This window comes from Billgrantia campisalis, assembly GCF_022341425.1.
GTDB lineage: Bacteria > Pseudomonadota > Gammaproteobacteria > Pseudomonadales > Halomonadaceae > Halomonas > Halomonas campisalis.
This window is the reverse complement of the sequence record NZ_JABFUC010000001.1, coordinates 358109-371042: the sequence shown is the minus strand read 5'-3', so window position 1 is coordinate 371042 and position 12934 is coordinate 358109. Positions and strand designations below refer to the sequence as shown.

Here is a 12934-nt window from a genome sequence, read left to right as displayed (position 1 = left end):
CTATGGGCTTATGGTCGTTGTTGATGACCTTTATCCTTTCTTGATGGGTGGATGTTGTCAAATTCTTTACGCTTTTCCGCATCTTAGACTTTTGGATTATCTGGGTTAATTCATTTTAAAAACAAGTATTTAATGTCAATCATGCGGATTTTCTCGTCAGGAGGCTTGGCAAGATAAATCAACGTCGGTATGTTGAGTAAACCATAACAACGCCTGAGCGACCCTGCGAGGAGCCAGCCATGACGACACGACCCCTGGTGGGGGTGATCGCCTGCCGCCGTGTGGTGGAGGGGCACGCCGCCCAGATGGTGACCGACAAGTACCTGAGCGCCCTGCGTGAGTATGGGCTCAATCCGGTGATCCTGCCGGTATGGAGCGATCAGGAGAACGATCGCGAGGCGGCCCGGGCCCTGCTCTCCCGGATCGATGGGTTGCTGCTGACCGGCAGCTATACCAATGTGGAGCCCCATCGCTATGGCGCCGAGCGCGCGCTGCAGAATACCCGCGACGACCGGCATCGCGACGCCGCCGCCCTGACCTGGATCCACGCGGCCCTGGCTCTGAAGCTGCCGCTGTTCGGCATCTGTCGCGGCTTCCAGGAGCTCAATGTGGCCTTCGGCGGCAGCCTGCATCAGGCGGTGCAGGAAGTGCCCGACATGCTCGATCACCGCGAGCCCGGCGGCGCCGATAAGGCGGCTCAGTATGCGCCGGCGCACGACCTGGAGCTGCGCGCCGAGGGTGCCCTGGCGCGGCTGTTCGGCGACACCCGCTCGCGGGTCAACTCCCTGCACCAGCAGGGCGTCGACCGCCTGGGCGAGGGCCTGGTGGCCGAGGCCTGGGCGCCGGACGGCCTGATCGAGGCGGTATCGGTGGCGGATGCCGTCACCTTCGCCCTAGCGGTGCAGTGGCACCCGGAGTGGCAGCCCCGGGAGCATGCCCTCCACGACGCCCTGTTCCGCGGCTTTGCCGCGGCCTGCCGCGCCCATCGGGGCGCCGCTCACTCCACCACCCAACTGGCCTGAGGGCCCTTTGCGGAGACATACCATGAATACCCGTGACTATCAGGCCCTGGATCGTGCCCATCACCTGCACCCCTTCACCGACTTCAAGGCGCTGGGCGAGGAGGGCAGCCGTATCATAGAGCGCGCCGAGGGCGTCTATATCTATGACAGCGAAGGCCACCGCATCCTCGACGGCATGGCCGGCCTGTGGTGCGTCAACCTGGGGTATGGTCGCCGGGAACTGGTGGAGGCGGCCACGGCCCAGCTGGAACAGCTGCCCTACTACAACAACTTCTTCAAGACCACCCATCCGCCGGCGGTGAGGCTGGCCGAGAAGCTGGTGCAGCTGGCACCGGCGCATATCAATCATGTCTTCTTTACCGGCTCCGGCTCCGAGGCCAACGACACCGTGCTGCGCATGGTGCGCCGCTACTGGGCGCTCAAGGGGAAGCCGGAGAAGCAGTGGATCATCGGCCGCGAAAACGGCTACCACGGCTCCACTCTGGCCGGCATGAGCCTGGGCGGCATGGCGCCCATGCATGGCCAGGGCGGTCCTTGCGTGCCGAATATCGCTCATATTCGCCAGCCCTACTGGTTTGGTGAAGGGCGCGATATGAGCCCCGAGGCCTTCGGCCGCGAGTGTGCCGAGGCCCTGGAGGCGAAGATTCAGGCGCTCGGCGAGGAGAACGTAGGCGCCTTTATCGCCGAGCCGGTGCAGGGCGCCGGCGGCGCCATCATGCCGCCGGAGAGCTACTGGCCGGCGGTCAAGGCGGTGCTGGCCAAGTATGACATCCTGCTGGTGGCCGATGAGGTGATCTGCGGCTTCGGGCGCCTGGGCGAGTGGTTCGGCAGCGTTCACTATGACCTCAAGCCGGATCTGATGCCCATCGCCAAGGGGCTCTCTTCCGGCTACCTGCCCATCGGCGGGGTGCTGGTGGGCGATCGGGTGGCCGAGACCCTGATCGAGGAGGGCGGCGAGTTCTTCCACGGCTTCACCTACTCCGGGCACCCCGCCTGTGCCGCCGTGGCGCTGAAGAACCTGGAGCTGATGGAGGCCGAAGGCGTGGTGCAGCGGGTCCGTGACGATCTCGGTCCCTACCTGGCCAAGCGCTGGAGCGAGTTGGCCGAGCATCCGCTGGTGGGCCAGGCCCGCTCCCTGGGGCTGATGGGCGCGGTGGAGCTTGTCGATCCGGCCAGCGGCGAGCGCTTCGACAAGACCCTGGAGGCCGGCAACCTGTGCCGCGACCTCTGTTTCGAGAGTGGCCTGGTGATGCGCTCGGTGGGTGATACCATGATCATTTCACCGCCCCTGGTGATCAGCCACGCCGAAATCGACGAATTGGTGAGCAAGGCCCGGACGGCGCTGGACGCTACCGCAGCGCGCCTGGCCCGGACCCCGCAGCCGGAGGAGACCGTATGACCACGAGCAAACGCCCCCAGAACCGCGCCGACTGGCAGGCCCTGGCCGAGACGCTGATCCCGAGCCTGGAGACCCGCGCCTTTATCGACGACGCCTTCGTCGATGCCGCCAGCGGTGAGACCCTGGAAACCCTCAACCCGGCCAGCGGCGAGACCCTGGCTCATGTCGCCAGCTGTGACGCCGCCGATGCCGAGCTCGCGGTGGCCGCGGCCCGGGCCGCCCATGCCCGGGGCGACTGGGCGCGGCTGGCGCCGGCCAAGCGCAAGCGGGTGCTGCTCCGGCTCGCCGAGCTGATGGAGGCCCACAAGGACGAGCTGGCGCTGCTCGATACCCTGGACATGGGCAAGCCGGTGTCGAGCTCGCTCGGCGATATGGCCGGTGCCATCGGCAGCATTCGTCACCAGGCGGAGTCCATCGACAAGGTCTATGGCGAGGTGGCCCCCACCGGCGACGACAGCCTGGGCCTGGTGCTGCGCGAGCCCCTGGGGGTGGTGGCCTCCATCGTGCCGTGGAATTTCCCGCTGATGATGACCGCCTGGAAGATCGCCCCGGCGCTGGCCGCCGGCAACTGCGTGATCTTGAAGCCCTCGGAGAAGTCGCCGTTGTCGGCCCTGCGCCTGGCCGGGCTGGCCAAGGAGGCGGGCCTGCCAAGGGGCGTCTTCCAGGTGCTGCCGGGTTACGGCCATACCGCGGGCAAGGCACTCGCGCTCTCCATGGAGGTCGACTGCCTGTCCTTTACCGGCTCCACCCAGGTGGGCAAGCAGCTGATGCAGTACGCCGGTCAGTCCAACCTCAAGCGGGTCTATCTGGAGTGTGGCGGCAAGAGCCCCAATATCGTCTTCGCCGACTGCAAGAACCTGGACAAGGTGGCCAAGCGCGCCGCCGCGGCGATCTTCCATAACCAGGGCGAGGTGTGCATCGCCGGCTCCCGGCTCTTGGTGGAGAACTCGATCCGCGAGGCCTTCGTCGACAAGGTGGTCGAGGCCGCCAAGGCCATGCAGCCCGGGAATCCCCTGGATCCCGAGAGCTTTATGGGCGCCATGGTGGACGAGACCCAGTATCGCCGGGTGCTGGACTATATCGCCAAGGGCCGCGAGGAGGGCGCCCAACTGCGCGCCGGCGGTGCGTCCCTCGAAGGCCCCGGCTACTTTATTCCGCCCACCGTCTTCGACGGCGTCACCCCGGCCATGACCATCGGCCGCGAGGAGATCTTCGGTCCGGTGCTCTCGGTGTTCGGCTTCGACAGCGAGGAGGAGGCCGTGGCCATGGCCAACGACAGCGACTACGGCCTGGCCGCGGGGCTCTGGAGCCAGGATATCGATCGCATCATGCGGGTGTCGCGCAGGCTTCATTCCGGCCAGGTCTTCGTCAATAACTGGGCCGGGGGCGATCAGACGGTGCCCTTCGGCGGCGTCAAACAGTCCGGCAACGGTCGCGACAAGTCGCACCATAGCCTGGCGGAGTACACCGAACTCAAGACCGTGTGGATGTCCCTGCAGGGCTGAGGGACGCTATAGAACGAAGCGATGCACTGAGATGGGTTGTCTGCCCATTGTGGCTTGCCGGCCTCGGCGACGGGGCCGGCTTTTTTATGGGTGCGCTAGTGGGAGTCGTCGGACTTACCGGTGGGCTAGAACGCCTTGGCAGGGGTGCAGCAGCTCACCAGTCGGCAGGGTGCCTTGGCCGTGTTGCGGAAGCGGTGGGGCACATTGGTGTCGAAATAGTAGGCCTCGCCGGGGCCCAGGACTCGGGTCTCGGCGCCCACGGTGATTTCGATCTCTCCTTCGAGTATCACGCCGGCTTCCTCGCCCTGATGGGCGATCATCTCGCGGCCGGTGTCGGTGCCCGGCGGATAGGTTTCGATCATAAAGGAGAGTGCCCGAGCCTGCCGATTGGCCCCCACTAGCTTGAAAATCACCTCGCCGCTGCCCATGTCGGCCAGCTCGCCAGCGGAGTAGAAGACCTGGTCGCGGCTCTCCAGGTCCATGGTGAAGAAGTCGCCAACGCTGATGGGAATGGCGTCGAGGATCTTCTTGAGTGAGCTGATCGAGGGGCTGACCTTGCCCTGTTCGATCAGTGACAGGCTGGAATGGGTCACGCCGCAGCGCTTGGCCAGCTCGCGCTGGGAAATGCCGCGCAGGGTGCGCAGGGCGCGCAGCCTAGCGCCCACATCATCGGACATCCGGGTCTCCTCTCGCAGTGTGGTGGGGCCCCAAAGTGTGCGCGTGCCGGTCGGCGGCGAACCGCCGAACGGCACGGGCTCGGAGCGGCTCAGCAGAGGGCGTCGAGCTTCTCCTTGAGGAGCGCATTGACCTGCTGGGGATTGGCGGTGCCCCGGGAGGCCTTCATCACCTGGCCGACGAAGTAGCCGATCATCTTGCCGCGCTTCTCGGGTTCGGCGTCGCGGTACTGGGCCACCTGGGCCGGGCTGTCGGCGATCACCTGGTCGATCATCGCTTCGATGGCGCCGCTGTCGGTGACCTGCTTGAGTCCCTTGGCTTCGATTACTTCGTCGGCGCTGGCCCCCTGGCCGTTCCACAGGGCCTGGAAGACCTGCTTGGCGGCCTTGCCGTTGATGGTGTCGTCGATCACGCGGCCGACCAGCTCGCCGAGCTGGTGGGCCGAGACCGGGCTGTCGGTGATCGAGAGCCCCTCGCGGTTGAGCGCGCCGGCCAGCTCGCCCTGGACCCAGTTGGCGGCCTGCTTGGCATCGCCGCAGACGTCCTTCACTTCCTCGAAAAAGTCGGCCATCTCGCGGGTGGCGGAGAGCACGCTGGCGTCGTAGGCGGAGAGCCCGAGCTCGGTCTCGAAGCGGGTGCGCTTGTCGGCGGGCAGCTCCGGCAGGTTGTCGCGCAGATGGTCGACGTAGGCCTGGTCGAGCACCACCGGCAGCAGGTCGGGGCAGGGGAAGTAGCGATAGTCGTTGGCTTCCTCTTTGGTGCGCATGCTGCGGGTCTCGTCGCGCTCGGGGTCGAACAGGCGGGTCTCCTGGACCACCTGGCCGCCATCCTCGATCAGCTCAATCTGGCGCTCCACCTCGAAGGCGATGGCACGCTCCACGAAGCGGAAGGAGTTGACGTTCTTGATCTCGGCGCGGGTGCCGAACGCCTCCTGGCCGCTAGGGCGCACCGAGACGTTGACGTCGCAGCGCATGGAGCCCTCGGCCATGTTGCCGTCCGAGATCCCCAAGTACGTCACGATCGAGTGAATCGCCTTGAGGTAGGCCGCTGCCTCCTTCGCCGAGCGCAGGTCCGGCTCGGAGACGATCTCCAGCAGCGGGGTGCCGGCCCGGTTGAGGTCGACCCCGGTCATGCCATGAAAATCCTCGTGCAGCGACTTACCGGCGTCCTCCTCCAGGTGGGCGTGATGGACGCGAATGCGCTTGGTGGTGCCGTCCTCCAGGCTGATCTCCACCTCGCCGGCGCCAACGATGGGATGGTACATCTGGCTGGTCTGGTAGCCCTTGGGCAGGTCGGGGTAGAAGTAGTTCTTGCGGTCGAACACCGAGACCTCGGGAATCTCGGCGTGGATCGCCAGGCCGAACTGCACGGCCATGGCCACCGCCTGCTCATTGAGCACCGGCAAGACGCCGGGCAGGCCCAGGTCCACGGCGCAGGCCTGGGTGTTGGGTTCGGCGCCGAAGGCGGTGGAGGCGCCGGAAAAGATCTTCGAGCGGGTCGCGAGCTGGACGTGCACCTCCAGCCCGATCACGGTTTCCCATTGCATCAGGCGGTCTCCTCGGCGAAGGCGGGACGGCGGCGGTGCCAGTCGGTGGCCTGCTGGAACTGGTGGGCGACGTTGAGCAGCTGCGCTTCGGCGAAGTGGGTGCCCAGTATCTGCAGCCCCAGCGGGCGGTTTCCGACGAAGCCCGCCGGCACGCTGATGCCGGGGATGCCCGCCAGGTTCACCGCAATGGTGTAGATGTCCTGCAGGTACATCGACACCGGGTCCTTGTTGGCACCCAGGTCAAAGGCCGGGGTAGGGGAGGCGGGGCCCATCAGCACGTCCACTTCCTCGAAGGCGTCGAGGAAGTCCTGGCGAATCAGTCGGCGTACCTGCTGGGCCTTCTTGTAGTAAGCATCGAAGAAGCCCTCCGAGAGGGTATGGGTGCCGATCAGGATGCGCCGCTTTACCTCGTCGCCGAAGCCCTCGGCGCGGGAGCGCTTGTAGAGGTCGATCAGGTCGGCGGGGTTGTCGCAGCGGTGACCGAAGCGCACCCCGTCGTAGCGTGACAGGTTCGAGGAGGCCTCGGCCGGCGCGATCACGTAGTAGGCGGGAATCGCGTAGTGGGTGTGCGGCAGGCTGACCTCGCGCACCGTGGCGCCCAGCGTCTCGAACGCCTGGATCGCCGCGCGGGTGGCGGCCTCCACCTCGGGATCCAGGCCGTCGCCGAAATACTCCCGCGGCAGGCCGATCTTGAGACCGGAGAGTGGGGCGTTGAGCTCCGCGAGATAGTCAGGCACGCCGCGGGCCACGCTGGTGGAGTCGCGCAGGTCGTGGCCGGCGATGGCACCCAGCAGCAGGGCGCAGTCCTCGGCGCTGCGCGCCATGGGGCCGGCCTGGTCGAGGCTCGAGGCATAGGCGATCATGCCGTAGCGCGATACCCGTCCGTAGGTGGGCTTGAGGCCGGTGATGCCGCAGAAGGCCGCCGGCTGGCGGATCGAGCCGCCGGTATCGGTGCCCATGGCCGCCGGTACCAGGCCCGCGGCTACCGCCGCGGCGCTGCCGCCGGAGGAGCCGCCGGGGACGGCGGCGAGGTCCCAGGGATTCTTCACCGGCCCAAAGAAGCTGTTCTCGTTGGAGGAGCCCATGGCGAACTCGTCCATGTTGGTCTTGCCCAGGCTCACGGTGCCGGCGGCCTTGAGCCGTTCCACCACGGTGGCGTCGTAGGGCGAGACGAAGCTGTCGAGCATCTTCGAGCCGCAGCTGGTCTTGACGTCGCGGGTGCAGAAGATGTCCTTCAGCGCCAGCGGCAGGCCGGTGAGCGGGCCGGCGTCGCCCTTGGCGCGCGCCGCGTCGGCGGCTTCGGCTTCGGCCAGGGCCTGGTCGAAGGTCACGGTGATGAAGCTGTTGAGTTCACCGTCGAGGCGGTCTATGCGCCCGAGCAGATGCTGGGTCAGCTCGCGGCTGGAGAACTCGCCGGCGTCGAGGCCGCGGGCGAGTTCGGCAAGGGTCTTGTCATGCATGCGGCATGGCTCCATGAAGGCGTGCCGTTAACGGAGATAGCGCGGAGAGAGCGTCGATCACTCGACCACCCGCGGCACCAGATAGAGACCGTTTTCCACCGCCGGGGCGCAGTGCTGGAAACGCTCGCGCTGGTCGGTTTCGGTGACTTCGTCGGCGCGCAGGCGCTGGGTGGCGTCCAGCGGGTGGGCCAGGGGGGCGACGCCCTCGGTATCCAGCGCCTGCAGCTGGTCGACCATCTCGAGGATGCGGCCGAGGTCGTCGACATAGCGGGCGGCATCGTCGTCGTTCAGGCCGAGGCGGGCCAGGTGGGCGGCCCGCTGCACGTCTGCGTGTTCAAGCGCCATGGGCTGGGTGTCCTCGCAAGGGTTGCAGGTGGGAAATAACCGCAAAATGTACCACATTGAGCCGGTCACGGGCAGTCTTGGCGGGGCGCTGCGGCCGCGGCATCTCGCTTGCCGCGGGGGGGCCGCGATGGTACCGTTTGCCTCCGCACAGGGTCCCCGGTCTGCACTAGGTAACCACGTCCATGTTCAAACGTTTGAGGGGGCTGTTCTCCAGCGATCTTTCGATCGATCTGGGAACGGCCAATACACTGATTTACGTGCGCGGTCGCGGCATCGTGCTCGATGAGCCGTCGGTGGTGGCAATTCGCCAGTCCGGCAATATGCGCAGCGTGGCCGCGGTGGGCGCCGATGCCAAGCGCATGCTGGGCCGCACGCCGGGCAATATCACGGCCATTCGCCCCATGAAGGACGGGGTGATCGCCGACTTCACCGTCACCGAGCAGATGCTCCAGCACTTCATCCGCAAAGTCCATCAGAGCACCTTCCTTACCCCGAGCCCGCGGGTGCTGGTGTGCGTGCCCTGCATGTCGACCCAGGTCGAGCGGCGTGCCATCAAGGAGTCGGCGGAAGGCGCCGGCGCCCGCGAGGTGTTCCTGATCGAAGAACCCATGGCTGCGGCGATCGGCGCCGGTCTGCCGGTGGACGACGCCCAGGGCTCGATGGTGGTGGATATCGGCGGTGGCACCACCGAGATCGCCATCATCTCGCTCAACGGCGTGGTCTACTCCGAGTCGATTCGCGTCGGCGGCGACCGCTTCGATGAGGCGATTACCGGCTATGTGCGCCGCCACTACGGCAGCCTGATCGGCGAGGCCACCGCCGAGCGCATCAAGGAAGAGATCGGCTGCGCCTACCCCGGCGGCGAGCTGCGCGAGATCGACGTGCGCGGCCGCAATCTGGCCGAGGGCATTCCGCGCAGCTTCACGCTCAACTCCCACGAAATTCTCGATGCCCTCCAGGAGACCCTGGCCTCCATCGTCTCGGCGGTGAAGAGCGCCCTGGAGCAGTCGCCCCCGGAGCTCGCCTCGGATATCGCCGAGCGGGGCCTGGTGCTGACCGGCGGCGGCGCCCTGCTGCGCGACCTGGACAAGCTGATCGCCGAGGAGACCGGCCTGCCGGTGATCGTCGCCGAGGATCCGCTGACCTGCGTGGCGCGCGGCGGCGGCAAGGCGCTGGAGATGATCGACCGGCATACCTTCGAGCTATTGTCCAGCGACTAGTGAAGCACTGAATCCTGCCCGCGCGAGCGAATCACTTCGTTGCGCGGTGCCCGGGATGCCGTATCACGCAATCCTCACCTATATCCCATAGGCTCCGGTTGCTGGGCGCCGTGCGCCTCGTGCTTCATCTCGCTCGGCGACGGCTTCAGCGCTTCACTGAGGTGATATGATGCAAGAGAGTTAAGGGGGAGGGGGGCTGCTATCAAACCGCTGTTCTCGCACGGATCGGTGCCGGGCTATCGCATGCTGCTGTGTGCGATCGCCGCTTCCGCGTTGATGTTCGTTGACCACCGTTTCACCCGCATGGAAGAGGTGCGGGCCCAGCTCTCCACGGTGGTGGCGCCGATCCAGTGGGTGGTCAGCGTGCCCAGCGATGTCCTGACCTGGGGGGCGCTGGCGCTGTCCGAGCAGCGTGCCCTGGTGGAGGAGAATCGTCGCTTGCGCGAGCAGATCCTGCACCTCTCCCACCGCGTACAGCACATGTCGAGCCTGACCGCCGAGAACGTCCGCTTGCGTGAACTGCTCGGAGCGGCGGCGCGCAACGAAGTGCCCTACATCACCGCCGAGCTGCTCTCCCTGGACAGCGACCCTTTCGCCCAGCAGATGGTGATCGATCGCGGGCGCCGCAACGGGGTCTTTGTCGGCCAGCCGGTGATGGATGCCTCGGGCCTGGTGGGCCAGGTCACGGCGGTGTCGGCCTACTCCAGCCGGGTACTGATGGTGGCCGACGCCAGCCACGCGCTGCCGGTTCAGGTCAACCGCAACGGCCTGCGCTTCGTGGTCCAGGGCACCGGCCAGTACGATGCCCTGAGTGTGCTCCACGTGCCGGATACCGCCGATATTCGCGTGGGCGACCTGCTGGTCACCTCGGGGCTGGCCGGACGCTTTCCGCCGGGCTACCCGGTGGCGCGGGTCACCGAGGTGGAGCACGACCCCGGCCAGCCCTTCGCCCGCGTCGCGGCCGCGCCGGTGGCCCGGCTGCAGCGCTCGCGCCACTTCCTGCTGCTGTTTCCGCCTGAGCCCGCCCCGGTGCCCGACGATGCGGGCTGGGATCGCGAGCTGCCCGGCGACGAGCCCCCTGATGCGCTGATCGAGGCGCCCGACACGGAGGAATCCGGCTGATGGCCGCTGCCCCCGCTACCGCGCTGCCCTGGGTGTGGCTGACGCTGCTGTTGGCGCTGTGCCTGCAGGTGATGCCGCTGGCCGATGGCTGGCAGATCTGGCGCCCCGACTGGCTGGGGCTGATGCTGATCTACTGGTGCATGTCGGCGCCGTCCCGGGTCGGGGTCTTTCACGGCTTCGTGCTGGGGATCCTGCTCGACCTGATCGAGGGGGCGCCGCTTGGCCAGAACGCCCTGACGCTGTCGTTGCTGGCCTTCCTGGCCGCGCTGATCTATCCGCGCTTTCGTGCCTATTCGCTGCTCCAGCAGTCGCTGCTGATCCTGGTGCTGCTGGGGCTGGTACAGCTGGTCGAGCAGTGGCTGCGCACCCTGTTCGGTCCCTTCTCGATGCACCTTTCCTTTCTGCTGCCGTCGCTGATCGGCGCCGTCCTGTGGCCCTGGCTGACCACCATGTTCCAGGCCATGGAGCGTCGGCTGGCCGGCGCTGCGTGAGTCCGGGAGTCATTATGGCCGCCATTCATCGCCCCCCTGCCGCCCCCTGTCCGCCGGTGCTATGCCTCGCGTCGGCCTCGCCGCGCCGCCGCGAGCTGCTGGCGTCGATCGGCGTGGCGGTGGAGGTCAGGCCAGTGGACATCGACGAGACGCCGCGGCCGGGAGAGGCGGCGGTGGCCTATGTGACCCGCCTGGCCCGGGAGAAGGCCTGCGCCGGCGCCCGCGGCACGACCCTGCCCACCCTGGGCTCGGACACCGCCGTGGTGTGCGACGGTGAGATCCTCGGCAAGCCCCGCGACCAGGCCCACGCCGCCGCCATGCTGGGCTCGCTGTCGGGACGCGACCACGAGGTGCTCACCGCGGTGGCGGTGAGCGGCCCCGCCGGTGTGCTCGAGCGCTGCGTGACGACCCGGGTGGTGATGCGCGAGATCGCCGCCGCCGAGATCGATGCCTACTGGGCCACCGGTGAGCCCGCCGACAAGGCCGGCGGCTATGCCATCCAGGGGCTGGCGGCGGTGTTCGTCGCGCGCATCGAGGGCAGTCACTCGGCGGTGGTCGGGCTGCCGCTGTTCGAGACCGCCGAGCTGCTGGCGCGCCAGGGGGTTCCCCTCTGGTGCAGGGCCGACTCGCGATAACAGTGTGTCATAATGCCCCGAGACTGGACTGGATAAGGATTTCCGCATGAGCGGCGAAGTATTGATCAACCTGACGCCGATGGAAACCCGCGTCGCCGTGGTGGAAAACGGCGTGCTGCAGGAGGCGCTCATCGAGCGGACCCGGCGGCGCGGCATCGTCGGCAATATCTACAAGGGGCGAGTGGTGCGGGTGCTGCCGGGCATGCAGGCGGCGTTCGTCGACATCGGCCTGGATCGCGCGGCCTTCATCCACGCCCATGAGGTGATGCCCGTCGGCACCCCGGCCGATGAGCAGGTCTCCATCGGCCAACTGCTGCATGAGGGCCAGGCGCTGGTGGTGCAGGTGACCAAGGACCCCATCGGCTCCAAGGGGGCGCGGCTGACGACCCACCTGTCGGTGCCGTCGCGCTACCTGGTCTACATGCCCGACTCGCCGCACCACGGGGTCTCCCAGCGCATCGAGGACGAGCGCGAACGCGAGCGCCTGCGCGAACGCCTCGAACAGGTGCAGGCCGAGCAGGAGCTGGAGGTGACCGGCGGCTTCATCGTGCGCACCGCGGCGGAGAGCATCGGCAACGAGGAGCTCTACGCCGACATGCACTTCCTGCTGCGGCTGTGGCGCAAGGTCAGCGAGCGCAAGATCACCGCCCCGGCGCCCAGCGTGATCTACGACGACCTGCCGCTGTTCATCCGCACCCTGCGGGACCTGATGCGCGACGATATCGAGAAGGTGCGCATCGACTCCCGTGAGAACTACGTCAAGCTGGTGGAGTTCGCCCGGGAGTTCATGCCCGACTCCTCGGCGCGCATCGAATACTATCCCGGTGAGCGGCCGATCTTCGACCTCTACAGCGTCGAGGACGAGATCCAGAAGGCCCTGGGGCGCAAGGTGCAGCTCAAGTCCGGCGGCTACCTGGTGATCGACCCCACCGAGGCGATGACCACCATCGACGTCAACACCGGCGGCTACGTGGGCCATCGCAACCTCGAGGAGACCATCTTTAAGACCAACCTCGAGGCGGCCAACGCCATCGCCCGCCAGCTGCGCCTGCGCAACCTGGGCGGGATCATCATCATCGATTTCATCGACATGGAGGATCCCGAGCACCAGCGCCAGGTGCTGCGGGTGTTGGAGAAGGCGCTGGAGCGCGACCATGCCAAGACCAAGTGCACCGGGGTCACCGAGCTGGGGCTGGTCCAGCTGACGCGCAAGCGCACCCGCGAAAGCTTGGAGCAGACGCTGTGCGAAGCCTGTCCAACCTGTAGCGGGCGCGGCACCCTGAAGACCGCCGAGACGGTGTGCTACGAGATCTTTCGCGAGATCCTGCGCGAGGAGCGCGCCTACAATGCAGAAACCTACATGGTGCTGGCGTCCCAGGCGGTAGTGGATCGCCTGCTCGATGAGGACTCTGCGGCGGTGGCCGACCTGGAGACCTTCATCGGCAAGACCATTCGCTTCCAGGTCGAAAACCACTACTCCCAGGAGCAGTACGACATCGTGCTGATGTGAGCCG

At 67.0% G+C, this 12934-nt stretch carries 12 protein-coding genes; 8 read left to right on the top strand and 4 right to left on the bottom strand.

What is annotated here, in order from left to right:
* Positions 1–239: 239 nt before the first annotated feature.
* The 3 genes from HOP52_RS01655 to HOP52_RS01645 are packed head-to-tail and all read left to right on the top strand — an operon-like array spanning position 240 to position 3926.
* Positions 240–1022: a gamma-glutamyl-gamma-aminobutyrate hydrolase family protein gene (locus HOP52_RS01655; RefSeq protein WP_238975318.1), complete on the top strand. Its 783-nt coding sequence runs from the start codon at positions 240–242 to the stop codon at positions 1020–1022.
* 22 nt (positions 1023–1044) lie between these two features.
* Complete coding sequence (locus tag HOP52_RS01650) at positions 1045–2421, top strand: aspartate aminotransferase family protein (RefSeq protein ID WP_238975317.1); 1377 nt, start codon at positions 1045–1047, stop codon at positions 2419–2421.
* Entirely contained in the window at positions 2418–3926 is a 1509-nt protein-coding gene (locus HOP52_RS01645) for an aldehyde dehydrogenase (RefSeq protein ID WP_238975316.1), read from the top strand. Before HOP52_RS01650 ends, HOP52_RS01645 begins: the two co-directional genes overlap by 4 nt.
* Before the next feature lie 125 nt (positions 3927–4051).
* On the opposite strand, the gene HOP52_RS01640 is transcribed toward HOP52_RS01645, so the two are convergent.
* From HOP52_RS01640 to gatC, 4 genes are all read right to left on the bottom strand, one after another.
* Positions 4052–4603 carry a cupin domain-containing protein gene (locus HOP52_RS01640; RefSeq protein ID WP_238975314.1) on the bottom strand — a complete coding sequence of 184 codons (552 nt, stop codon included), beginning with the start codon at positions 4601–4603 and terminating at the stop codon, positions 4052–4054.
* Positions 4604–4692: 89 nt separating this feature from the next.
* Positions 4693–6147, bottom strand: coding sequence for an Asp-tRNA(Asn)/Glu-tRNA(Gln) amidotransferase subunit GatB (gene gatB / locus HOP52_RS01635; RefSeq protein WP_238975312.1), 1455 nt, complete (start codon positions 6145–6147; stop codon positions 4693–4695).
* Positions 6147–7607: an Asp-tRNA(Asn)/Glu-tRNA(Gln) amidotransferase subunit GatA gene (gene gatA, locus HOP52_RS01630; RefSeq protein WP_238975310.1), complete on the bottom strand. Its 1461-nt coding sequence runs from the start codon at positions 7605–7607 to the stop codon at positions 6147–6149. Before gatA ends, gatB begins: the two co-directional genes overlap by 1 nt.
* A gap of 57 nt (positions 7608–7664) precedes the next feature.
* Entirely contained in the window at positions 7665–7952 is a 288-nt protein-coding gene (gene gatC / locus HOP52_RS01625; RefSeq protein WP_238975308.1) for an Asp-tRNA(Asn)/Glu-tRNA(Gln) amidotransferase subunit GatC, read from the bottom strand.
* 182 nt (positions 7953–8134) lie between these two features.
* Here gatC and HOP52_RS01620 point away from each other — a divergent pair, with 182 nt between their 5' ends.
* The 5 genes from HOP52_RS01620 to rng all read left to right on the top strand — a co-directional run bounded on the left by HOP52_RS01620 (position 8135) and on the right by rng (position 12930).
* Positions 8135–9172, top strand: a complete 1038-nt coding sequence (locus tag HOP52_RS01620) for a rod shape-determining protein (RefSeq protein WP_134845468.1) — start codon at positions 8135–8137, stop codon at positions 9170–9172.
* A 243-nt stretch (positions 9173–9415) separates the two neighbouring features.
* A complete protein-coding gene (gene mreC, locus HOP52_RS01615) occupies positions 9416–10294 on the top strand; it encodes a rod shape-determining protein MreC (RefSeq protein ID WP_238975306.1) in 879 nt (292 codons plus the stop codon).
* Positions 10294–10785: a rod shape-determining protein MreD gene (gene mreD / locus HOP52_RS01610; protein WP_238975303.1), complete on the top strand. Its 492-nt coding sequence runs from the start codon at positions 10294–10296 to the stop codon at positions 10783–10785. Before mreC ends, mreD begins: the two co-directional genes overlap by 1 nt.
* A gap of 14 nt (positions 10786–10799) precedes the next feature.
* The gene (locus HOP52_RS01605) at positions 10800–11420 is read left to right on the top strand and encodes a Maf family protein (RefSeq protein WP_238975301.1); all 621 of its coding nucleotides are present in this window, start codon (positions 10800–10802) and stop codon (positions 11418–11420) included.
* A 46-nt stretch (positions 11421–11466) separates the two neighbouring features.
* The gene (gene rng / locus HOP52_RS01600; RefSeq protein WP_238975298.1) at positions 11467–12930 is read left to right on the top strand and encodes a ribonuclease G; all 1464 of its coding nucleotides are present in this window, start codon (positions 11467–11469) and stop codon (positions 12928–12930) included.
* Positions 12931–12934: the final 4 nt, after the last annotated feature.